A 21948-nucleotide genomic window follows, 5' to 3' on the forward strand; every position below is an offset into this window, starting at 1 on the left:
TACGTTCACGTGGCGCCTGCAGGAAGTGCAGTTTCTTCATCCGGACCTGAACATGATGCATCCCGATCTCCGCCGTCTCGACCTGAACCTGCTGCTCGTGTTCGATGCGCTATATCGCCACCGGTCGGTCGCGGCGGCCGCGCACGAGCTCGCGTTGAGTCCGTCGGCGTTGAGCCATGCGCTCGCCCGGCTGCGCGACGCGATCGGCGATGCGCTGTTCGTGCGCCTCGGCAACGAAATGCAGCCGACCGTGCGCGCCGACGACATCGCCACGTGGGCCGGCGACGCGCTCGACGCGATGTCGAAGGGGCTCGCCCGCGCGCGCCGCTTCGACCCGACGCAAAGCGACCGTACGTTCGTGTTCGCCGCGACCGACTACACCGCGTTCGCGGTGCTGCCGGCGTTCCTCGCCCGCATCCAGCACGTGGCGCCGCACCTGCGGATCCGCGTCGTCCATTCGGACCGCAAGATTTCCGTCGACGAGCTCGCGGCCGGCCGCATCGACTTCGCGCTCGGCTACCACGAGGAATCGGCGGCCGACGCGCCGGGCATCGAGGATTTCGACTGGTTCTCCGACGACTACGTCGTGATCGCGAGCGCCACGCATCCGGACATCCGCCGGCGGCTGACGCTCGACCAGTATCTGGCGGCCCGCCACGTGGTCGTCACGCCGTGGAACGAATCGCGCGGCGTCGTCGACTACGTGCTCGACCGGCTCGGCCTCGCGCGGCACGTGGCCGTACAGTTGCCGACCGTGCTGGCCGCGCCGTTCGTGATCGCGGAGTCGGCACTCCTGATGACCGTACCGAATCGCGCCGCGCAGGCGCTGCGGCACGCGGCGCCGATCCGCATCTTCCCGGCGCCGTTCGAGATCCCGCGCTACACGGTGAAGGTCTACTCGCATGCGAAGCATGCGCGCACCGATGCGCATCGCTGGATTCGCGCGCAGTTGCTCGTCGCACGGCCGAAGCCGGACTAGCCGCGGAGCGTTGCCGGCCGGGCGTTTCCGGCGCCCGCCAGCAATGGCGGCAATCGCCCGAATCATTACGAAATACTTACCTGTTTCGCGACTTTCGCGCTTACGCCGGCGCCTTTGCAACGTCAATAGTGGCAATCCTTGACCCACGTCCGTGGAATCCATGTCTCCCTTATGGCACAAGGGTTTTCCGGAAATCGAGCACCCTTGGCTCCCCGCTTGCGCACCGTGTTGCATGGCAATTTGGCGACAGCGGTTAGTCAAACAACGATTTCCATCGCCACAAAATTGTATTTTTGCTAAATTAGTAACCAAAGTAGCAAAACGAAGTTCGTGAAATGTAGTTTAGCTTCACGACACAACAAGGAGACCCCGCAGGCCGACCCGGCTGCGCGGGACCGCTCAACGGTTTTCCGTCTGCTTGCCCGCGTGCCGCGCTTACCAGCCCTGCACGAGGTCTCCCTGGTTATCCCGCTTTTGCCCGGCGCTCGCGCTCCGGGCATCTCGTGCAGTCTGGGTTGACTTTTTGACAGGGTATGGAGGAGATGATGAAGAAAGCTTTGGTCGCGGCCGCGCTGATGGCTGCTGGGGTGGTGACGGCGCACGCGCAGAGCAGCGTCACGCTGTATGGCCGCCTGGATGCAGGCATCGAATACCTGAACGGCCTGCAAAACGGCCACCAAGTGCGCGCGGAAAGCGGCGACTGGGGCACGAGCCTGTGGGGCTTGAAGGGTAGCGAGGATATCGGCGGCGGCAACAAGGTCCTGTTCCACCTCGAAGGCGCGTTCAACACGATGAACGGCGGCCTGGGCACGAGCGGCTCGATCTGGGATCGTTTCGCGACCGTCGGTATCTCGAACGAACGCTACGGTACGCTGCTGTTGGGTCGCGAGCTCGCGATCGCCAACGGCGTGTGGGACTTCGACCCGTTCGGCCAGTCGGCCTGGTCGACGGCCTCGCTGGTGCGCGGCCGCAACTGGAACAAGACCAGCAACAACGTGTCGTACCAGTCGCCGTCGCTCTACGGCCTCGACTTCTACGGCCAGTTCTCGTTCTCGAACTCGACCAGCTTCAACGGCAACACGACGGCCGGCCAACCGGGCCGTGCAATGGGCGGTCAGGTCACCTACACGAACTCGCTGTTCCAGTTGCGCGGCATCTACGACGAAACGCGCGACAGCAACGGCCGCTTCTCGGACGTGTTCAACTACTCGCGTGAATACTTCGCGGGCGTGAACGTGTTCCTCGGCCAGTTCAAGTTGCAGGCGGCCTATCAGGCATCGCGCGCCGACGGCAGCGGCGGCCCGGCAGTGAACGCCGGCGTGACGGGTACGCAACAGGTGTGGGGCGGTGTGACGTGGCAGGCCACGCCGGCAGCGGCGCTGATCGCGGCCGTGTATCACGTGAACGCGAACCACGGCGGCGGCAACGCGAACATCTACACGATCGGCGGTTCGTACAACATCTCGAAGCGCACGCTGTTCGACCTGCAGGCCGCGACGGTGCGCAACAGCTCGTCGGCGAACTTCGGCCTGAACGCGAACGGTGCAGGCACCGCCGTGTCGACCGGCAACCCGCATCCGGGCGGCAGCCAGACCGGCGTCTACGCCGGTATCCAGCACCTGTTCTGATCAGGCGCCGTCAAAGAACGAATCGACAACACTTTCCACGCTGCTGCGAGAGGCGCGTATCGGTGCGGTACCCAAACGGGTATCCGCACCGTTTTTTCTTGGCGGCCCGGATTCGTGCGACCCGTTGCCCGATCGGTCGATTCGGCCGCGCTTGACCGAATCGAGCGGACGCGGCGCTCAGACGGCCGCTTCGTTCTCTTCGCCGGTACGGATGCGGATCACGCGCTCGACGTCCGACACGAAGATCTTGCCGTCGCCGATCTTGCCGGTGCGCGCCGCACCGATCACCGCGTCGATCACCTGATCGACCTGCGCTTCCGCGACGACCACCTCGATCTTCATCTTCGGCAGGAAGTCGACCACGTATTCGGCGCCGCGATACAGCTCGGTATGGCCCTTCTGGCGGCCGAAGCCCTTCACTTCCGTCACGGTCAGGCCCGTGAGACCCACTTCGGCGAGCGCTTCGCGGACTTCGTCCAGCTTGAACGGCTTGATGATGGCGGTGATGCGTTTCATGATGGGTGTCCCTCAATGCTCGTTTGGATGAAAAAATCGCGTTCCCGATTGTAAGCCGGCGGGCCGCATCCGGCCCAGCACCGGTCAATCGAGCCGTTCGGTGAAGCGCGACGTGATCGGGTAGCGCCAGTCGCGCCCGAACGCGCGATGCGTGACGCGGATGCCGATCGGCGCCTGCCGGCGCTTGTATTCGTTGATCTTGATGAGCCGCGTCACGCGCTCGACGTCGGCCTGCGCGTAGCCGGCCGCGACGATCTCGGCGAGCGGCCGGTCTTCTTCCATGTACATCCGCATGATCGCGTCGAGTACGTCGTACGGCGGCAGGCTGTCCTGGTCGGTCTGGTTCTCGCGCAGCTCGGCCGACGGCGCGCGCGTCAGGATCCGCTCGGGAATCACGTCGCGCAGCGCGTAATCGGTCGTTTCGTTGCGGTAGCGGCAGAGTTGGTACACGAGGGTCTTCGCGATGTCCTTGATCACCGCGAACCCGCCGGCCATGTCGCCGTACAGCGTGCAGTAGCCGACCGCCATCTCGCTCTTGTTGCCGGTCGTCAGCACGATCGAGCCGAACTTGTTCGACAGCGCCATCAGCAGCGTGCCGCGGATGCGCGCCTGGATGTTCTCCTCCGTCGCGTCTTCCGCGCGGCCCGCGAATTCGCTCGCGAGCGCGGCGCGGAATGCATCGAACATCGGCGCGATCGCGATCTCGTCGTAGCGCACGCCGACGCGCCGCGCCATCTCCGCCGCATCGGTGGTCGAGATGTCGGCCGTGAAGCGCGACGGCATCATCACCGCGCGCACGCGCTCGGGCCCGAGCGCATCGCATGCGACGGCCAGCACCAGCGCCGAATCGACGCCGCCCGACAGCCCGATCAGCACGCCGGGAAAGCCGTTCTTGCCGATGTAGTCGCGCACGCCGGTCACGAGCGCGCGGTACGCCTGCGCGTGCGTCGACAGCTCGGGCGCGATCGCGCCGGGCAGCGGCCGCGCGCCGTCGAATTCGACGATCGCGTGCCCTTCGTCGAACTGCGGCATCTTCGCGACGAGCGCACCCTCGCCGTCGAGCACGAACGAACCGCCGTCGAACACGAGCTCGTCCTGGCCGCCGACGAGGTTCACGTACACCATCGGCAGGCCGGTCTCGCGAATCCGCGCGCGCAGGATGTCGATGCGCACCGCCTCCTTGTTCATGTGATACGGCGAACCGTTCGGGATCAGCAGCACCTGCGCGCCGGCCGCCTTCGCGATCTGCGCGGCCGACGCGTGCCACGCGTCCTCGCAGATGATCACGCCGTATTTCACGCCGTTCAGCTCGAATACGAGCGGCTCGGTGTCGGTCGCGAAATAGCGCTTCTCGTCGAACACCTCGGCATTCGGCAGATCCTGCTTGCGGTAGGTGCCGACGATCTCGCCGCCGACGATCAGCGATACCGCGTTGAAGGTATCGGTGGGCGGCACGCCGCGCTCGATCGGGCGGTTTGCATTACCATCGACGGCTGATGCGCTGCCCGCCCCCCTGCCCGCACCGCGCAACGGATGGCCGACCAGCACCGCGAGCCCGTCGAACGCCTTCAGCGCGTCGGCTAGCGCATCGAGCGCGGCCGCCGCCGCCGCGTAGAACGCGGGGCGCAGCAGCAGGTCTTCGGGCGGATAGCCGGATAGCGCGAGTTCGGGGGCGACCATCAGTTGCGCACCATCGTTGTGCGCGGCGCGCGCGGCCGCGACGATGCGCGCGACGTTGCCGGCGAAATCGCCGACGGTGACGTTGATCTGGGCGAGAGCGAGTCGGGTCTTCATGGCGGGATCGGCGCAACCCGGCGGCGCGCCTTGAACGGCTGACGAAATCGATCCGGACGCGGGCCACGGCGGCCCGCATCCGGCAACATCCAACGGTACGGATTCACGCTTGAAACACGAACGCATCGATTATCGCACGGGCATCCTGTCGTCCCCCGCCGAGGTGCCGGCCGACGAATGGAACGCGCTGCTCGCGGGCGACGCGCAGCCCACGCCGTTCCTGCGCCACGAATTCCTCGACGCGCTGCACGTCGCACGCTGCGCGGTGGACGACACCGGCTGGTCGCCGCACTTCGTCACGCTGACCGACGCGCGCACCGGCCGGCTCGCGGCCGCGGCGCCTGTCTACGCGAAGCAGCATTCGTACGGCGAATACGTGTTCGACTGGGCGTGGGCCGACGCATACCAGCGCAACGACCTGCCCTATTACCCGAAGCTGCTGTGCGCGGTGCCGTTCACGCCGGTGCAGGGCACGCGGCTGCTCGCGGCCGACGACGACGCGCGCCGCCGGCTCGCGGCCACGCTGCTGGCGTTCGCCGAGCAGAGCGACGTGTCGTCGCTGCACGTGCTGTTCCCGACCGGCGACGAAGCGCGGCTGCTCGAATCGATGGGGATGATGCTGCGCGAAGGCGTGCAGTTCCACTGGCTCAACGACGGCTACCGTCACTTCGACGATTTCCTCGCCACGCTCGAGCAGAAGAAACGCAAGAACATCCGTGCGGAGCGGCGCAAGGTGCACGACGCGGGCGTGACCTTCCGGCGGCTCACCGGCGACCAGATCACCGACGCCGACTGGCGTTTCTTCTCGCGCTGCTATCGGCAGACGTACCGCGAACATTATTCGAGCCCGTACCTGAACCTCGACTTCTTCCGCACGATCGGCACGACGATGCCCGAGAACCTGCTGCTCGTGATCGCGGAAGCCGACGGGAAGCCGATCGCGAGCGCGCTCGCCGTGTACCGGCGCGGCGAGCACGGCGGCGGCACGCTGTACGGCCGCTACTGGGGCGCGATCGAGCACGTGCCCTGCCTGCATTTCGAAACCGCCTACTACCAGCTGCTCGAATTCTGCATCGAGGCCGGGCTCGATACGTTCGAAGGCGGCGCGCAGGGCGAGCACAAGCTCGCGCGCGGTTTCCTGCCGACCGTCACGCACTCCGCGCACTGGCTCGCGCATCCGGCGTTTTCCGATGCGGTCGCGCGCTTTCTCGAACGCGAGACCGAACATATCCACGCGTACGTCGACGAACTGCGCGAACACGATCCGTTCCGGCGCAACACCGGCTAGCGTCATCCGGCGCGCCGCGCAGGCGGCGAAGCCACGCTGGGGCCTCGCCGCCTGTCGTCCGCCTCAGCCGGTTCAGTGCGCGGCGAGCGTCACCGTCTGCGACAGCGCCTGCGGATCGCGCGACGACGCGGCCGCCGACAGCCCGTAGCTGCCCGCGCCGATCCGCCATGCGTGCGCGCTCGCATCCCACACCGCGAAGCGCTGCGCCGGCACCGCGACGCTGACCGTGCGCGCCTCGCCCGGCTGCAGCGCGACCTGGGTCCAGCCGACGAGCCGCTTCGGCGGCTCGCCGAGCGACGCGGGCAGCGCCGCGTAGATCTGCACCGTGTGCGTCCCGGCGCGCGCACCGGTATTCGTCACCGTCACGCCGACCGTCACGTTGCCCGCGGCATCCGCCTGCGCGGACATCGCCGACAACGCATAGGTCGTGTAAGACAGCCCGTAGCCGAACGGGAACAGCGGCTCGATCGCCTTCGCGTCGAACCAGCGATAGCCGTACGCGAGCCCTTCCGCATAGACGTTCTGCAGGTTCGACGGATCGATCGTCGGCTGCGGCAGGTCGGCCTCCTGCTTCGGGAACGTGAGCGGCAGCCGGCCCGACGGGTTGGCGTCGCCGAACAGCAGGTCGGCGATCGCCTGGCCGCCTTGCGCGCCCGGATACCACACGTCCAGCACGCCATGCACGTTCGCGAGCCACGGCATCAACACCGGGCTGCCGTTCTCGAGCACGATGATCACGCGCTTCGCCTTCGCGGCGACCGCGGCGATCAGCGCGTTCTGGTCGTATTGCTGGTTGTACGGGTCCGCCTTCGCATCGGGCAGCGACAGGCTCGCGAGGTCAAGCCCTTCCGTCTGCCACTGCGTGGCGAACACGATCGCGACATCGGCCTGCGCGGCCGCGCTCGCCGCGGCATTCGCGTCGGTCCCGTCGAGATAGCTGACCGACGCGTTCGGCGCCTTCGCGCGAATCGCCGCGAGCGGCGCGGACTTGTACCAGGTCGCGCACCCGCCGAACAGCATGTCGGCCGGTTGCTGGCACGACGTCACCGCGTTGCCGTCGATCGCGGGCACCGCACCCGAGCCGCCGCCCGACAGCACGCCCGCGTCCGCATGTCCGCCGATCACGACGACCGACTTGAGCGTACCGGCGGCGAGCGGCAGCACCGGCTGCGCGTCGCCCGGCGCGGCCGCGTTCTTCAGCAGCACCGCCGCCTGCCGGGCGATCGCGAGCGCATCGGCGTTGCCGGCGGCTTCGTCGATCGCGCCGCCCGGCTTCGGCGGCGCGTCCATCACGCCGATGCGAATCAGCGTGCGCAGCTTGCGCTGCACCATGTCGTTCAGCCGTGCGGCCGATACGCTGCCGGCCTGCAGCGCCGCGCGCAGCTTCGAATTGAAGTACGAGCCGAGCGGCGCGTTGCCGTCGTCGGCCGCGCCGGGCTGTTCCTCGTCGAGGCCGGCCTGCACGGCCGCGACCGTCGAATGCGTCGCGCCCCAGTCGGACTGCACGACGCCCTTGAAACCCCATTCGTTCTTCAGCACCGTCGTCAGCAAATACGGGTTCTCGCACGCATACACGCCGTTCAGCTTGTTGTACGAGCACATCACGTTGCCCGGTTGGCCGTCCTTCACGCCGATCTCGAACGCGAGCAGTTCGGCCTCGCGCATGGTTCGCTCGTCGACGACCGAATCGACCGTCATCCGGTTGGTTTCCTGATCGTTGAACGCGAAATGCTTGATCGTCGCGATCACCTTCCGCGCCTGCGTGGCCTGCGTGCGCGCGGCGCTCAGCGTGCCCGCGAGCACCGGGTCCTCGCCCATGTATTCGAAGGTGCGGCCGTTGCGCGGCTCGCGCGCGAGGTTCACGCCGCCGCCGAGCCCTTCCGCGAAACCGAGCGCGCGCAGTTCGAGCGCGATGCGCGTGCCGTAGGTGCCCGCAAGCGCCGGGTCCCACGTCGCCGCGAGCGCGACCGGCGCGGGCAGCGCGGTCACGCGCGCATTCTTGACGTTCACGCCGCCCGCCGAATCGGCGCTGCTGACCGCCGGAATGCCGAGCCGCGGCACGCCCGGGATGTAGCTCGCGCCGTTCAGCGCGCCGGCCGGAAACGGGCCGCCCAGGCCGAGCGCGGGCATGCCCGTGCCATGCATGAGCTGCAGCTTCTCGTCGGTCGTCAGTTGCGCGACGAGCGCGGCCGCGCGCTGGTCGGCTGCCGCATCGGGGCCGGTCGGGGCGTGAATGTCGTCGCCGCCGCACGATGCGAGCAGCACCGTGAGCGCGCACGCGGACGCAATCGCCGAACACGGGAACAGCGAAGTTTTCATTGATCCTCCAGAATCGTTCTGTTGTACTTGTCGCCTCACTCCAGCGTCCAAGTCTAAAAATCGACCGGTCACCACGCTTGACCGGCGGGAGCATGCGTTGACCTCTCGCAGCGGGGACAAACCCGAACGGCATGACGACAGGGAGACAGACATGGAGCTGCAACAGAAATCGGTATCCGTCCGGATCTACCGCTGGCTGTGCGAAGACGCGCGCCTGAACGGCATCGATCCCGCACCGCTTTACGAGACGCTCGGCATCGGGCCGGCCGAGCTCGCCGACGACACGCGCCGCATCGCGGGCGACCGGCACGTGGCCGCGATGCAACTGACGAACGACTGGCCGCTGTCGTGGCACCGCCCGCCGCCGCAGGTCGAGCCGTGGCTCGTGCCGTTTCCCGAACTCGCGGGCGTCACGTGCAACGCGGCGACGCTGCGCGACGCGCTGCACGGCTACCTGCGCTATCGCGAGCTGATCGGCAACGTCGACTGGGTCTTCGCGCATGAGGACGGCGACGCGATCGCACTCGAATACGTGAACGAAGGCGACGGCCGACACGCGGGCAGCGCGTTCGCCAACCTCGCGATCCTCGCGGCGCTCGCGCGCCTGTACGATCCGCGCGCGCGCATTCACGACGCCGAATTCGCCGGCCGCGCGTTCGCGCCCGTTGCCGCGCTGCGCGACATGCTCGGGGCGCCGGTGTCGTTCGATGCCGCGCACAACCGCCTCGTGCTGCGCTCCGCGCACTTCGACACGCCGTTCGAGCGCTACAACGCGCCGCTTGCCGGCATCCAGCGGCATGCGGCCGACGCCGCACGCGAGCGCGTACGCGCTCGTTCGACGTTCGGCGCGTCGGTCGAGCAATGCGTGCGCGACTGGCTGCGCACGTCCGACGACGCCGACGTGCCGACCGATACGCTGATGCAGCACGTCTGCACGCGCTTCGCGATGTCGCGCTGGACGTTGCGCCGACGCCTGCATCGCGAAGCGGTCGGTTTCCACGCGCTCGTCGCGCAGGCGCGGCTCGGCGAGGCGCGCGACCTGCTGCTCAACACGCAGTTGCCGATCGGCGAGATCGGCGTGCGCGTCGGCTTCCGATCGACGAGCGCGTTCACGCGCTTCTTCACGCGCGAACTCGGCGCGGCGCCGAGCCGCTTTCGCGACGGGCACGTCGACCGATGGCGTTGACGCCCGTTTTTTCTGAGACACTGGCGGCTTCGCATCCCGCCGCCCTGCCATGTCCTGGTTTCTGTATCTGATCGAATGCGCCGACGACAGCGTCTACACGGGCATCACGACCGACGTCGCCGCGCGCTTCGACGAACACGCATCCGGCAAGGGCGCGCGCTACACGCGCTCGCGCAAGCCGCGCGCGGTGCTCGCGGCGTTTGCGCTGCCCGACCGGTCGAGCGCGTCGCGCGCCGAATACTGGGTGAAGCGGCTCACGCCCGCGAAAAAGCGCGAGCTGGCGGCCGGGTTGCGGACGCTGGAATCGGTGTTGCCGGTGGTCGTCACGTCACGCGACGAGAGCGGAGACACGGCCCGGACGAAGGCGACGGCGCGCGGGCGGAAGAAAGGGAAGGCGGAAAATGTCGGCGATGCGGCGGAGACGGCTGCAACGGAACAGGTGGCCGGGAAAAAGGTGAAGGCCGGGAAAGTCGGCGGGGCTGCAACGGCCGCGAAGAAGGCGAAAACGGCGAAGGGCAAACAAGCCGCGAAGTCGACGAAGGCAAATCAAGCCGTGCCGGGCGCCAAACGTGCCAAGCCCGACGGCGATGCAGCCGCAAAAACGACCGCGTCGCATGGCACACCGGTAAAGAAACCCGGCCTGCCGCCCGCATCCGCGTCGTCAAAAACGAAGGCGCCGGCCGCCGCTGGCAAACCAGCCGCCGCGAACGTACGCGAAGACGCCGCTTCCGCACCGGCCCGCCGCCGTCCAGCGGCCACGCAAGCCGCCGAAGCCGCCGCTCCGTCCGTTGCCGCGCCCCGCGCGAAACGCGCGAGGAAAGCACCGGCCACCCCGCTCCCGCCCGTCTCCGCGTCCGCCCGCCGGAAAACCGCGCGCGCAAAACAAAACCGCGCGGCCTCCTGAGGAGACACGCGCGGTTCGCGTTCCGTACGAGCCGGCCGCCGGCCGGCACGCCGCTTACTTCTTGTAGTTCGCGGCGCCGTCGGTGATTTCCTTGTGCGCGGCTTCGATGCCGGCCCAGCCTTCGACCTTCACCCACTTGCCCTTCTCGAGCGCCTTGTATTGCTCGAAGAAGTGCTTGATCTGGTCCTTCAGGTACTCGGGCACGTCGTCGATCGTCTTCAGGTTCGCCGTCATCGGGCAGATCTTGTCGTGCGGCACCGCGACCAGCTTCGCGTCGACGCCCGACTCGTCGGTCATCTGCAGCATGCCGAGCACGCGCGAACGCACGATCGAGCCGGCCAGCAGCGGGAACGGCGTGATCACCAGCACGTCGACCGGATCGCCGTCGCCCGACAGCGTCTGCGGGATGTAGCCGTAGTTCACCGGGTAGCGCATGCCCGTGCCGATGAAGCGGTCGACGACGAGGAGGCCCAGTTCCTTGTCCGCCTCGTATTTCACCGGATCGCTTTGCGCGGGAATCTCGATGATCACGTTGAAATCTTGCGGCAGGTCCTTGCCGGCCGGAACATGATTGAAGCTCATGAGCACTCTCTGTAGGTCGATGGGAATTCGGGACAGGGCGCCGCGGCCGATGCACGGCCACGGGCATTCCCCAAAAGGAATGCGCCATTATAGCCAATCGACCGGTGGCGTCCGGATGACGATCGGCGCGATAATCGTTCCGGATGTCCGGGCGTCGAACCGGCGGCGGCGCGGCACGTCGATCGCAAAGCATGGGCACGAGTCGGTGCCAAAGTGCTGACCGGGGTCGACCGCGATGCATGGGATCCGAGCGAGCGCTGAAGCGCTAACTTGAGTCGACCGCTTTGCATGGGATCCGAGCGAGCGCTGAAGCGCTAAATTGGGTCGACCGCTTTGCATGGGACCCAAGTAAGCGCTAAAGCGCTAACTTGGGTCGACAGGAGGAGACATGGAAGAGGCGAAGCACTTCATCGCGGGCGAATGGACGTTGCCCGCGCAACTGGAAACCATCGCGGTCGTCGATCCGTCCGACGGACAGCCGTTCGCGACGATCGCACGCGGCACCGCGCCCGACGTCGAGCGTGCGGTCGCCGCGGCCCGCGACGCGTTCGCGGGCCCGTGGGGCGCCGCGAGCGCCGCCGAACGCGGCCGCGTGCTGATGCGGCTGTCGGCGCGCGTGGCCGATTCGATCGAAGAACTCGCCGCGATCGAGGCACGCGACACCGGCAAGCCGCTGAAGCAGGCGCGCGCCGACGCAGCCGCGCTCGTGCGCTACTTCGAGTTCTACGCGGGCGCCGCCGACAAGCTGCACGGCGAAACCCTCCCCTACCAGGCCGGCTACACGGTGCTGACGGTGCGCGAGCCGCACGGCGTCACGGGCCATATCGTGCCGTGGAACTACCCGATGCAGATCTTCGGGCGCAGCGTCGGCGCGGCGCTGGCCGCCGGCAACGCATGCGTGGTCAAGCCGGCCGAGGACGCATGCCTTTCCGTGCTGCGCGTCGCCGAGCTCGCCGCCGAAGCCGGGCTGCCGGCCGGCGCGCTCAACGTCGTCACCGGCTACGGCCACGAAGCGGGCGCCGCGCTCGCCCGCCATCCGGGCATCGATCACATCTCGTTTACGGGTTCGCCGGCCACCGGCAAGCTGGTCACGCAGATGGCGGCCGAGAACCACGTGCCCGTCACGCTCGAACTCGGCGGCAAGTCGCCGCAAATCGTGTTCGCCGATGCCGATCTCGACGCGGCGCTGCCCGTGCTCGTGTCCGCGATCGTGCAGAACGGCGGGCAGACCTGCTCGGCCGGCAGCCGCGTGCTGATCGAGCGCGCGGTGTACGAGCCGCTCGTCGAGCGCCTCGCCACCGCATTCAACGGGCTGCGCGTCGGCCCGAGCCGCGCCGATCTCGATTGCGGCCCGCTGATCAACGCGAAGCAGCAGCAGCGCGTGTGGGATTTCCTGTCCGACGCGCAGCACGACGGCATTCCGATGGCCGGCCACGGGCAGGTCGTCGCCGACGCGCCCGAAACCGGCTTCTACCAGGCGCCCGCGCTGTTGCGCGACGTGCCGGCGTCGCACCGGCTCGCGCAGGAGGAAGTGTTCGGCCCCGTGCTCGCGGCGATGCGCTTCGTCGACGAGGACGAAGCCGTCGCGCTCGCGAACGGCACGCCGTATGGCCTCGTCGCGGGCATCTGGACACGCGACGGTGCGCGCCAGATGCGGCTCGCGCGGCGCCTGCGCGCGGGCCAGGTGTTCATCAACAACTATGGCGCGGGCGGCGGCGTCGAGTTGCCGTTCGGCGGCGTCGGCCATTCGGGCCATGGCCGCGAGAAAGGCTTCGAGGCGCTGTACGGCTTCACCGCGCTGAAGACGATCGCGATCCGGCACGGCTGAACGCGCGGCGCGCAACGACTCGATACAAGCACAGGAGACACACCATGCGGTTGAGCGGCAAGACGGCCATCGTCACGGGCGGCGGTTCGGGGTTCGGCGAAGGCATCGCGAAGACGTATGCGCGCGAAGGCGCGAACGTCGTCGTCAACGATCTGAACGGCGCGGCGGCCGAGCGCGTCGCGAGCGAGATCGCGCTCGCGGGCGGCAAGGCGATCGCGGTGGCCGGCGACGTGTCGAAGGAGGACGACTGGCGCGCGCTGCTGCAGGCCGCGCTCGACGATTTCCATTCGGTGCAGATCGTCGTGAACAACGCGGGCACCACGCACCGCAACAAGCCCGTGCTCGACGTGACGGAAACCGAATTCGACCGCGTGTACGCGGTCAACATGAAGAGCCTGTTCTGGTGCGTGCAGACCTTCGTGCCGTATTTCCGCGCACAGGGCGGTGGCGTGTTCGTGAACGTCGCGTCGACGGCCGGCGTGCGGCCGCGCCCGGGCCTCGTCTGGTACAACAGCACGAAGGGCGCGATGATCACCGCGAGCAAGTCGCTCGCGGCCGAGCTCGGCGCCGATCGCATCCGCGTGAACTGCATCAACCCGGTGCTCGGCGAAACCGCGCTGATGACCGAGTTCATGGGCTGCGAGGACACGCCGGACAATCGCCGCCGCTTCCTCGCGACGATCCCGCTCGGCCGCTTCTCGACGCCGCAGGACATCGCGAACGCCGCGCTGTACCTGGCGTCCGACGAAGCCGAATTCATCACCGGCGTGTGCCTCGAAGTCGACGGCGGACGCTGCATCTAGTCGTACCGGGCCGCACGATCGCCCGTCTTGCTTTGCACGAAACCGGATCGGACGCGCCGCTGCGTCTGCGCCGGCCAACTACAACGACAGCGGTACATGGGATCCAGGCAACCGCCAAAGCGCCAACCTCGATCGACAGGAGACAACATGGCAACATCGACGCAGTCGCTGCCGGGCTCGTCCGGCGCATTCGAGGAAGCAACCTACCGCAAGGTGTCGTGGCGGCTCCTGCCGCTCCTGCTGCTGTGCTACGTGGTCGCGTATCTCGACCGCGTAAACGTCGGGTTCGCGAAGCTGCAGATGGCGAGCGACCTGAACCTGAGCGACACGGTGTACGGGCTCGGCGCGGGGATCTTCTTCTTCGGCTATTTCCTGTTCGAGGTGCCGAGCAACATCATCCTGCACAAGGTGGGCGCCCGCGTGTGGATCGCCCGCATCATGGCGACGTGGGGCGTGATCTCGATCCTGACGATGTTCGTCACGACGCCCGCGATGTTCTACGTGATGCGCTTCCTGCTCGGCGTCGCCGAAGCAGGCTTCTTCCCCGGCGTGATCCTCTACCTCACCTACTGGTATCCCGCGCACCGGCGCGGCCGGATGACGACGTTCTTCATGACGGCCGTCGCGCTGTCCGGCGTGATCGGCGGGCCGATCTCGGGCTTCATCCTGAAGGCGTTCGACGGCGTGAGCGGTTGGCACGGCTGGCAATGGCTGTTCCTGCTCGAAGGCATTCCGTCGGTGCTCGCCGGCGTGCTCGTGTTCTTCGCGCTCGACGAGCGGATCGCGAAGGCGACGTGGCTGACCGACGAAGAAAAGGCGCTGCTCGCCCGCAACGTCGACGCGGAAGAAGCCACCAAGGAAGACCCGCCGCTCGGCGCCGTGATGTCGAGCCCGCGCGTCTGGCTGATGGCGCTGATCTATTTCTCGTTCGTGATGGGGCTCTACGGCGTCGGCTTCTGGCTGCCGACGATCATCAAGGCGACGGGCGTGACCGACACGTTCATGATCGGCCTGCTGTCGGCGATTCCGTATGCGGCGGCGGTGGTCGCGATGATCCTGATCGCGCGCAGCGCGGACAAGCGCCGCGAACGCCGCTGGCACCTCGCGATTCCGGCCGCGATCGGCGCGCTCGGCCTCGTGCTGTCGGTGGTCTGGGCGCACCAGACCGCGCTCGCGATGCTGGGCCTCACGCTCGCGACGATCGGCATCCTGACGACGCTGCCGCTGTTCTGGAGCCTGCCGACCGCATTCCTCGGCGGCACGGCCGCCGCGGCCGGCATCGCGATGATCAACTCGATCGGCAACCTCGCGGGCTTCCTGAGCCCGTACCTGATGGGCTGGCTCAAGCAGGCGACGGGCGCCAACGATGCGGGCATGTACATGCTGGCCGGGTTCCTCGTGCTCGGCGGGCTGCTGGCGCTGTCGGTGCCGAAGCGGCTCGTCGACAAGTGACGACGCGCGGCGCGTAAAGGCGCACCCGGATTTCTCGAACACGCCGGCCGATTTCCGGCTCGTTTCCCCCGATACGCCCCGACGTCCGGCATTGCCGGTCGCCGGGGCGTTTTCGATTCCGGACAGGCACAACCCCGATCGGTCGAATGTCCCGCCCATCCGGCGACAATCCCTGGATCACCAAAATATTCCCTTATGCTCCTTCATATATGGAACAATAAAGATAATCAGGGAATTACCTACAACTCATGTTCCACACCGTCGAAGACACTGCCGCCCGCCTGCGCGTCCACCCGAAGACCGTCCTGCGGTTCATTCGCGACGGCAAACTGCGCGCGACGCGGGTCGGTCGCGCATACCGCATCCTCGATGTCGACCTCGCCGCGTTCGCCCGGACGGAGCCGGCCGCCCCCGCGCCGCGTGCGGTGCGCGTCACCAGCATCGTCGACATTCCGGATGGGTCGCAGTCGCTGCACCAGTACCTGTCGCGATCGCTGCACGCGATGGCGTCCGGCCGCACCTCGTATGTCGACCCCGTGCGAATCGACGTCACGTTCGATCCCGCGTCGAGCGTGGTCAAGATCATCGTGGCCGCGACACCGGCCGACACGGCCGCGCTGATGTCGTCGCTCGACATGCTGCTCCAGCAAAGCGGGACATGAGCGCAATCTTCAAGTCACCCCGCCATGCCCGCGCGATTCGCACCGCTTACGCGGCCGCGCTGTCGCACTGGCCGGCCGGACATCGGCGCGTCACCGTGCAAACGCGTCTTGGCGCGACGCACGTGATCGTCTGTGGCCCCGAACACGCGCCGCCGGTCGTGCTGATCCACGGCGCACAGACGACGGCGGCAAGCTGGCAGCATTACGCAGCCGCGTGGTCGACGCACTTCCGGCTCTACGCAATCGACGTGATCGGCGAAGCGGGACCGAGCGCGCCGTCGCGGCCGCCGCTCGCGGGCGACGCCTATGCGCAGTGGCTCGACGACGTGCTCGACGGTCTGCAGGTGCCGCGCGCCGCGTTCGTCGGCATCTCGCTCGGCGCGCGCACGGCGCTCGACTTCGCGTTGCGCCGGCCGACGCGCGTCACCCGGCTCGCGCTGCTCTGCCCGTCCGGCATCGGCAGGCAGAAGCCGTTTCTGTGGTGGGCGCTGCCGCTGCTGCTGCTCGGCGATGCCGGGCGCGCATGCGTGCGGCGGCGCGTGCTGGGTCGCCTGCCGCCGGCATCGACGCCGTCCGAACGGGACGCGCTCGCCCTGATGCGCGCGATCGATCGCGGCTTTCGTCCGCGCATCGCGCCGATTCCGCGATTCGACGACGCCATGCTCCGCACGTTGTCCATGCCCGTGCTGGCGATCGTCGGCGGCCGCGACGTGATGCTCGATTCCCGCGACACGCGGGATCGCCTGACGCGCCTCGTGCCGCACGCGCAGGTGCGGTTTCTTCCCGAGCAGCCTCACTTCATCCGCGGGCAGCGCGACGCCTTGCGCACTTTTCTCTCATCGACGGAAGCACTCGACATGCGCCATCGAATCGTTCAGGTGGCGGGCAGCCGCGTGCTGGTCCGCGATCCTTTCTCCGACCTCGTGCAGCGGGAAAGCGACGCGCTCGATCTCGTCGCGCTCGCACACGAGCATGAAGCCGACTGGATCGCCGTTCCCGTCGACTCGCTGCACGACGACTTCTTCCGGCTCGACAGCAAGCTGGCCGGCGCCGTGCTGCAAAAGCTGACCAACTACGGCGTCCGGCTCGGCGTCGTCGGCGACATCGACCGCTGGCTCGCGCATAGTGAAGCGCTGCGCGCGCTCGTTCGCGAGTGCAATCGCGGGCAATCGGTGTGGTTCGTCGCAAGCGAGGACGACCTGCTGCGCAGGCTCGGCGCGTAACGCGCCGCGCGCCGCGCACCCCGCTGCCTCGCGACGGACGAAAAAAAGCCCCGAAGGCCGATCGGCGTTCGGGGCTTTTTATACGGCGCCGCGCGGCGCAGCGCCGCGTCACACCACGGTGATCGCGAGCGCGCTTTCGCGGTAATGCTTCGCCGCCTTGTCGGTTTCGCCGAGCTGCTCGAACAGGCGGGCGAGCGCACGATGCGCGCGCACCCTCAGCGCCTCGTTGTCGGCCAGCTTCAGCGCCGATTCGAGGAACGACTGCGCCTTGCCCCACAACTGCTGCTGCTGGCAGAGGCGGCCGAGTGCGAACAGCAGGTCGGCATCGTCCGGATGATCCTTCTTCCAGCCTTCGGCCTTCTGGATCAGCGGCAGCGCATCAGCGCCGGCCGTGTCCGGGTAACGGCGCAGCAGGCGTGCATCCCAGTTGTGCGCGAGCGCGTCCTCGACGATGCGGCGCGCTTCGTTGCGGCGCTCGAGCGGCACCAGCAACTCGGCCGCGAGATCGGCCAGGCGCGGCGACTGGCGCTCGACCGGCGACAGCGACTGCCACACCTCGAGCAGCGCATCCGGATCGTGCCGGCGTTCGCGCAGCAGGTTTTCCGCGGCCTGCTGACGCAGCCGCACGGCCGCGGCCGGATGCAGCGCCTCGCGCTTTTCGAGCGCTTTCGCGAGCTTCAGCACCTCGGCCCAGTTCTTCAGTTGCTGCTGCGCACGCAGCGCGACCTGCTGCGCGTGAATGCGCTTGCCGCCGGCCTGCATGTCGGCCAGCGCGGCGAGCGCGCCGTCGGCGTCGCGTGCATCCGCGCGCATGTCGGCCGCGGCGAGCAGCCGGGCATCCTGCCATTCGGGCGCGTCGACCTTCGACAGCCAGTCGTCGCGGCGCGTGTACTCGTGCATCCGGTGCGCGGCCGTGGCCGCGACGAGACTCGCGGCGCCCAGGTTCGCGTCGACCGACATCGCTTCGCGCGCAGCCTTCTCGGCACGCGAAAAACGACCCGCGTACAGGTTCGCGATCGCGTCGCGCAGCGACGCCTGCGCCTTCTCGTTGCGCGAACGCGCCCGATACGCGGCGACCCGCTGCGGCATGCGCCAGATGTTGCGCACGATGCGCAGCAGCGCGTACACGACGATGAACAGCACGACGATGGCGATCACGAACAGGTTCAGCGACACGTCGATCCGGTACGGCGGATAGACGAGCAGCACCTGCCCCGCGTCGAAACGGCCGACGGTGGCGAGCGCCGCGGCGATCGCGAACAGGACCGCGAGCCAGACGATTCCTCGAAGCGTCATCGTTACCCCCGGCTCTTGAACTGCTGAACGGCGTTCAGGCTCGTGTTCAGGTTCGGCACCGCGACCGTCAGCGATGCGCCGTCAACCTGCTTGAGCAGATCCTCGACGGTCTGCGTATCCTTCGATGCCTGATCGAAATACTTGCCGAGCGACGCCTGGGCCGCGTGCAGGTCGGCCTTCATCGCGCTGTCGTTGCGCGCCAGCAGCGACAGCCGCGCGGTGAGCAGGCGCAGCTTCACGTTCTCGCGCACGAAGTAGCCCTGGTCGGGCGACGCGAGCATCGCGTCCGCGTTGTCGATCCGGCGCACCTGCACGAGGCCCTTCAATTGCTCGCCGAGGCCGGCCGAGAACGCGTGCCACCACACCTTCCAGCGCGGCTCGCCGGCGGCGACCGACGAGGCCGGCTCGGCCGGCGCGGCCTTCGGCGCCGCGTGCGGCACGATCGCCTCGCCGGACAGCGGCAGCGCGTCGATCCTGGCGATCGCGTCGTCGAGCTTGATCGCGAGGCCGGTGAGATCGGCCGCCGGCGCGGCCTTCAGCTTCTCGATGTCCTGCGCGAGCGCCTTGCGCACCGTGACGGCCTGCGCGCTCTGCGACGTCGCGAGACGCGCGTCGGCGTTCTGCAGCGCGATCAGCGCGAGCTGCGTGTTGCCGGTCAGTTGAAGCTGCTGGCTCGCGCTCGACAGCATCTGGTCGACTTCCTCGAGCATCCACGCGTCGCGGTTGCGCGACAGGTCCTGGTATTGCTGCTGCAGCGCCTGCTGCGCGCTCTGCGCATCGGCAAGCTTGCCGTCGAGCTGCGCGAGCTGCGTGTCGACCTGGTGCGTGCTGGCGAGCGCCTGCTCGGTCTTCATCCGCGTTTCGGCCGCTTGCGCGTCGAGCGCCTTCTGGCGCGCGACGAACGTGCCGTCGAGCCGGTCGATCTTGCGGTTCAGCGCATAGCCGCCGACACCCGCCGCGCAGCCGAGCACGACGACGACGAACCACAGCACCGCGCTGCCGCCGCGGCGCGCACGCGGCTCGGACGCGAGATAAGGGGGGCTGGACGGCGGTGCGGATGCAGCGGCCGGCTGGGAAGCGACGCTTTTGGAATCGTTGGTATCTGTCATGCGTTTAGTCACCGGTACGGCTGTCGCCGGTTGGACGGCCTCGTCGGCCATCGTTCGAAACGCGCGGACGATGCGCTCATCGCCCGCGCCGGTCAGCGTAATCCTATCAAAACCCAATGCGCGCGCGGTCTGCTCGATCCGCGGGTGCGGAGTGACGAGCGGCGCATGCTTCAGCGCGTCGATCTCGGCATCGTTCAGATGAGCCCGCGCGAGTTCGTGCAGGTTGCGCACGCCTTCCGAACTCGTGACGAGCCACGCGTGCGGCTGGCCGTCGAGCAGCGCGTGCACGCGCTCCCACGCGCCGACGCGCGGCTCCGGCACGACGCGCCGGTACGCGGCGACGAGCGTGACGTCCGCACCGGCCTCGCGCAGGCGCTCGGCGAGCCATTCGCGCCCGCCGTCGCCGCGCACGATCAGCACGCGCTTGCCCGCCAGCGCCTGCGCGCCGCCGAACGCCGCGTCGATGCTCGCGAACAGGCTTTCCGAATCGTAATGGGGCACGCCGCCGTCGGCCGGCGCCTGCGGCGCGATCACGCGATGCGCGGACGCCGCGATGCCGTGACGCTCGAGCGCCGCGACGCTGCCGGGCCCGACCACGCCGACCGGCAGCGCGTTCGGCCAGATCGCGCCGTACCGCGCGAGCGCGCGGTCGATCGCGTTCGGCGACACGAAAATCACCAGCGCGTAGTCGGCCAGCGCCGCGAACGCGGCGTCGAGCGGCGCCGGATCGTCGACCGGCGCGATATCGATCAGCGGGAATTCGAGCACGTCGCAGCCGGCGTCGGCCAGTTGCGACGCGAGCGCGTCGGACTGGCCGTCCGGACGCGTCAGGACAGCGGTGAACGCGCGCGCGCCGCCCGTCATCAGGCGTCGCCCTTGCCCGCGGCCTGCGAGCCGGCGAGCAGCGCCTGGACGATGTCGAGCGCGCCTTGCGCCTCGAGCTCGTCGGACACCGCGCGGCCGAGCGCGAGCGCATCGGCGACGGTCACGACCGCGCCGCACGCCTCGGCCGTCAGCACGCGCTTGCCGTCGGTGGTCGACACGCGGCCGGTCAGGTACAGCTCGCCCGCACGCCACACCGCGTGCGCGGCGAGCGGCACCTCGCAACTGCCGCCGAGCGCGCGCGACACCATCCGCTCCGCCTCGACGGCCAGCGCGGTGCGCGGGTCGTGCAGCGGCGCGAGCCACGCGGCGACGTCGTCGCGATGCGCGGCGATCTCGATGCCGAGCGCGCCCTGGCCGGCGGCCGGCGGGCTGGCTTCGACGTCGAGCAGCGCGCGGATCCGCGTTTCGAGGCCGAGGCGTTTCAGGCCGGCGGCCGCGAGGATGATCGCCGCGTAGTCGCCGCGGTCGAGCTTCGCGAGGCGCGTGTCGAGGTTGCCGCGCAGCGGCAGGACCTCGAGGTGCGGATAGCGCGAACGCAGCATCGCCTCGCGGCGCAGGCTCGACGTGCCGACGACCGCGCCGGCCGGCAGCGCGTCGAGCGACGCGTAGTCGTTCGACACGAACGCATCGCGCGGGTCTTCGCGTTCCATGATCGCGGCGAGCGAGAAGCCGTCGGGCAGCGCCATCGGCACGTCCTTCAGCGAATGCACGGCGAGTTCGGCGCGACCATCGGCCAGCGCGGCCTCCAGTTCCTTCACGAACAGGCCCTTGCCGCCGACCTTCGACAGCGTGCGATCGAGAATCTGATCGCCGCGCGTCGTCATCCCGAGGATTTTCACGTCACAAGCTGGATATAATTTGCGCAGCGCATCACGCACATGTTCGGCTTGCCACATCGCCAGGCGGCTCTCGCGCGAAGCAATCGTCAACGTCGCGGGCGGCTGTGCCTGCTGCGGCCCGGCCGCGGGGGTCTCGGAATTCATTGCTGGAACATCGAAGGACGGGATTGAAGATCGAACAATGGTAGCACGCACGCCCCGGCCCGCCCGGGCCCGGAGCCTGCGCCCGGCCTGCTTCCGCGCGGGTCGCGGCGCCGTTGTGCGGATGTGCCGCACGTAGCTGGTTGCTTGACCGCAGTTCCCGCAGTTTCCGCAGTTCCTTTTGACTCGAGCTTTCCCAAGGAAACCCATCGTGAAGTCTTCCGGATCGGCGCGTACGGCGCGCCGCAATGCTGCCTTGCCCTCCCCCGATGCCTCGACGGACACCGTCGCCACCGCCGCGAACGGCCGTGCGAAAACGGCAACGAAATCCACGGCAACGAAACCGAAAGACCCGATACGTCAGACAAAACGCGCGACGAAAGCCGCGAGCCCCGCCCGCAATGCCGTCGCGCCGAAGGCCGGCACCCGCACGCGCGACGACAAGGATCGCCCGCTGTTCGAGGACATCCGCTTCCTCGGCCGCCTGCTCGGCGACGTCGTGCGCGAACAGGAA

General features: G+C 68.4%; 17 protein-coding genes and 1 pseudogene. 11 read left to right on the forward strand and 7 right to left on the reverse strand.

All coding sequences use genetic code 11. The features are described from left to right. Positions 1-52 precede the first annotated feature (52 nt). The gene (locus AC3IFE_RS16000) at positions 53-979 is read left to right on the forward strand and encodes a LysR family transcriptional regulator (protein ID WP_489191094.1); all 927 of its coding nucleotides are present in this window, start codon (positions 53-55) and stop codon (positions 977-979) included. 542 nt (positions 980-1521) lie between these two features. Continuing rightward, positions 1522-2607 (forward strand): porin, encoded by a 1086-nt coding sequence (locus AC3IFE_RS16005; RefSeq protein ID WP_089468269.1) that lies wholly within the window; start codon positions 1522-1524, stop codon positions 2605-2607. Positions 2608-2784: 177 nt separating this feature from the next. Here AC3IFE_RS16005 and AC3IFE_RS16010 read toward each other — a convergent pair whose 3' ends face one another. Both AC3IFE_RS16010 and AC3IFE_RS16015 read right to left on the reverse strand, forming a co-directional pair. Next, complete coding sequence (locus tag AC3IFE_RS16010) at positions 2785-3123, reverse strand: P-II family nitrogen regulator (protein WP_006398637.1); 339 nt, start codon at positions 3121-3123, stop codon at positions 2785-2787. 84 nt (positions 3124-3207) lie between these two features. After that, positions 3208-4917 (reverse strand): NAD+ synthase, encoded by a 1710-nt coding sequence (locus AC3IFE_RS16015; protein ID WP_489191097.1) that lies wholly within the window; start codon positions 4915-4917, stop codon positions 3208-3210. Positions 4918-5026: 109 nt separating this feature from the next. Here AC3IFE_RS16015 and AC3IFE_RS16020 point away from each other — a divergent pair, with 109 nt between their 5' ends. Further along, positions 5027-6205, forward strand: coding sequence for a GNAT family N-acetyltransferase (locus AC3IFE_RS16020; protein WP_489191099.1), 1179 nt, complete (start codon positions 5027-5029; stop codon positions 6203-6205). A gap of 72 nt (positions 6206-6277) precedes the next feature. Here AC3IFE_RS16020 and AC3IFE_RS16025 read toward each other — a convergent pair whose 3' ends face one another. Further along, positions 6278-8524: a glycoside hydrolase family 3 C-terminal domain-containing protein gene (locus AC3IFE_RS16025; RefSeq protein WP_489191100.1), complete on the reverse strand. Its 2247-nt coding sequence runs from the start codon at positions 8522-8524 to the stop codon at positions 6278-6280. Between the two features lie 151 nt (positions 8525-8675). Here AC3IFE_RS16025 and AC3IFE_RS16030 point away from each other — a divergent pair, with 151 nt between their 5' ends. Next, positions 8676-9710, forward strand: a complete 1035-nt coding sequence (locus tag AC3IFE_RS16030) for a helix-turn-helix transcriptional regulator (protein ID WP_489191101.1) — start codon at positions 8676-8678, stop codon at positions 9708-9710. A 49-nt stretch (positions 9711-9759) separates the two neighbouring features. Continuing rightward, positions 9760-10614 (forward strand): GIY-YIG nuclease family protein, encoded by an 855-nt coding sequence (locus AC3IFE_RS16035; RefSeq protein ID WP_489191103.1) that lies wholly within the window; start codon positions 9760-9762, stop codon positions 10612-10614. A gap of 54 nt (positions 10615-10668) precedes the next feature. Here AC3IFE_RS16035 and ppa read toward each other — a convergent pair whose 3' ends face one another. Then, on the reverse strand, positions 10669-11196 hold the full coding sequence (gene ppa, locus AC3IFE_RS16040; protein ID WP_006489643.1) for an inorganic diphosphatase: 528 nt from the start codon (positions 11194-11196) through the stop codon (positions 10669-10671). 388 nt (positions 11197-11584) lie between these two features. Between ppa and AC3IFE_RS16045 the strand changes: the two genes are divergently transcribed. The 5 genes from AC3IFE_RS16045 to AC3IFE_RS16065 all read left to right on the forward strand — a co-directional run bounded on the left by AC3IFE_RS16045 (position 11585) and on the right by AC3IFE_RS16065 (position 17164). After that, positions 11585-13024 carry an aldehyde dehydrogenase family protein gene (locus tag AC3IFE_RS16045; RefSeq protein WP_489191104.1) on the forward strand — a complete coding sequence of 480 codons (1440 nt, stop codon included), beginning with the start codon at positions 11585-11587 and terminating at the stop codon, positions 13022-13024. A gap of 44 nt (positions 13025-13068) precedes the next feature. Continuing rightward, positions 13069-13827 carry an SDR family oxidoreductase gene (locus AC3IFE_RS16050; protein ID WP_489191105.1) on the forward strand — a complete coding sequence of 253 codons (759 nt, stop codon included), beginning with the start codon at positions 13069-13071 and terminating at the stop codon, positions 13825-13827. 147 nt (positions 13828-13974) lie between these two features. Then, positions 13975-15279: an MFS transporter gene (locus AC3IFE_RS16055; RefSeq protein WP_089468169.1), complete on the forward strand. Its 1305-nt coding sequence runs from the start codon at positions 13975-13977 to the stop codon at positions 15277-15279. 248 nt (positions 15280-15527) lie between these two features. Next, complete coding sequence (locus AC3IFE_RS16060) at positions 15528-15941, forward strand: helix-turn-helix domain-containing protein (RefSeq protein WP_089468170.1); 414 nt, start codon at positions 15528-15530, stop codon at positions 15939-15941. After that, entirely contained in the window at positions 15938-17164 is a 1227-nt protein-coding gene (locus AC3IFE_RS16065; protein ID WP_489191106.1) for an alpha/beta fold hydrolase, read from the forward strand. The genes AC3IFE_RS16060 and AC3IFE_RS16065 overlap by 4 nt, the downstream gene beginning before the upstream one ends. Before the next feature lie 108 nt (positions 17165-17272). Here the strand turns inward: AC3IFE_RS16065 and AC3IFE_RS16070 are convergent, their stop codons facing one another. The 3 genes from AC3IFE_RS16070 to hemC are packed head-to-tail and all read right to left on the reverse strand — an operon-like array spanning position 17273 to position 21437. Next, a complete protein-coding gene (locus tag AC3IFE_RS16070) occupies positions 17273-18460 on the reverse strand; it encodes a heme biosynthesis protein HemY (RefSeq protein WP_089468172.1) in 1188 nt (395 codons plus the stop codon). A 2-nt stretch (positions 18461-18462) separates the two neighbouring features. Then, positions 18463-20433, reverse strand: coding sequence for a fused uroporphyrinogen-III synthase HemD/membrane protein HemX (gene hemDX / locus AC3IFE_RS16075; RefSeq protein ID WP_489191108.1), 1971 nt, complete (start codon positions 20431-20433; stop codon positions 18463-18465). Further along, entirely contained in the window at positions 20433-21437 is a 1005-nt protein-coding gene (hemC, locus tag AC3IFE_RS16080; protein WP_489191110.1) for a hydroxymethylbilane synthase, read from the reverse strand. Before hemC ends, hemDX begins: the two co-directional genes overlap by 1 nt. Positions 21438-21645: 208 nt before the next feature. Between hemC and AC3IFE_RS16085 the strand changes: the two are divergent. Then, a pseudogene (locus AC3IFE_RS16085) lies at positions 21646-21948 on the forward strand (phosphoenolpyruvate carboxylase); the annotation flags it as partial.

The organism is Burkholderia sp. APQ4-4ca (assembly GCF_057837105.1).

Excerpts from the sequence above, each read along its gene's own strand:
- AC3IFE_RS16000 (WP_489191094.1), top strand. The coding sequence starts at position 53 with ATGATGCATCCCGATCTCCGCCGTCTCGACCTGAACCTGCTGCTCGTG.
- AC3IFE_RS16005 (WP_089468269.1), top strand. The coding sequence starts at position 1,522 with ATGATGAAGAAAGCTTTGGTCGCGGCCGCGCTGATGGCTGCTGGGGTG.
- AC3IFE_RS16010 (WP_006398637.1), bottom strand. The coding sequence starts at position 3,123 with ATGAAACGCATCACCGCCATCATCAAGCCGTTCAAGCTGGACGAAGTC.
- AC3IFE_RS16015 (WP_489191097.1), bottom strand. The coding sequence starts at position 4,917 with ATGAAGACCCGACTCGCTCTCGCCCAGATCAACGTCACCGTCGGCGAT.
- AC3IFE_RS16025 (WP_489191100.1), bottom strand. The coding sequence starts at position 8,524 with ATGAAAACTTCGCTGTTCCCGTGTTCGGCGATTGCGTCCGCGTGCGCG.
- AC3IFE_RS16030 (WP_489191101.1), top strand. The coding sequence starts at position 8,676 with ATGGAGCTGCAACAGAAATCGGTATCCGTCCGGATCTACCGCTGGCTG.
- AC3IFE_RS16035 (WP_489191103.1), top strand. The coding sequence starts at position 9,760 with ATGTCCTGGTTTCTGTATCTGATCGAATGCGCCGACGACAGCGTCTAC.
- ppa (WP_006489643.1), bottom strand. The coding sequence starts at position 11,196 with ATGAGCTTCAATCATGTTCCGGCCGGCAAGGACCTGCCGCAAGATTTC.
- AC3IFE_RS16045 (WP_489191104.1), top strand. The coding sequence starts at position 11,585 with ATGGAAGAGGCGAAGCACTTCATCGCGGGCGAATGGACGTTGCCCGCG.
- AC3IFE_RS16050 (WP_489191105.1), top strand. The coding sequence starts at position 13,069 with ATGCGGTTGAGCGGCAAGACGGCCATCGTCACGGGCGGCGGTTCGGGG.
- AC3IFE_RS16055 (WP_089468169.1), top strand. The coding sequence starts at position 13,975 with ATGGCAACATCGACGCAGTCGCTGCCGGGCTCGTCCGGCGCATTCGAG.
- AC3IFE_RS16060 (WP_089468170.1), top strand. The coding sequence starts at position 15,528 with ATGTTCCACACCGTCGAAGACACTGCCGCCCGCCTGCGCGTCCACCCG.
- AC3IFE_RS16065 (WP_489191106.1), top strand. The coding sequence starts at position 15,938 with ATGAGCGCAATCTTCAAGTCACCCCGCCATGCCCGCGCGATTCGCACC.
- AC3IFE_RS16070 (WP_089468172.1), bottom strand. The coding sequence starts at position 18,460 with ATGACGCTTCGAGGAATCGTCTGGCTCGCGGTCCTGTTCGCGATCGCC.
- hemDX (WP_489191108.1), bottom strand. The coding sequence starts at position 20,433 with ATGACGGGCGGCGCGCGCGCGTTCACCGCTGTCCTGACGCGTCCGGAC.
- hemC (WP_489191110.1), bottom strand. The coding sequence starts at position 21,437 with ATGAATTCCGAGACCCCCGCGGCCGGGCCGCAGCAGGCACAGCCGCCC.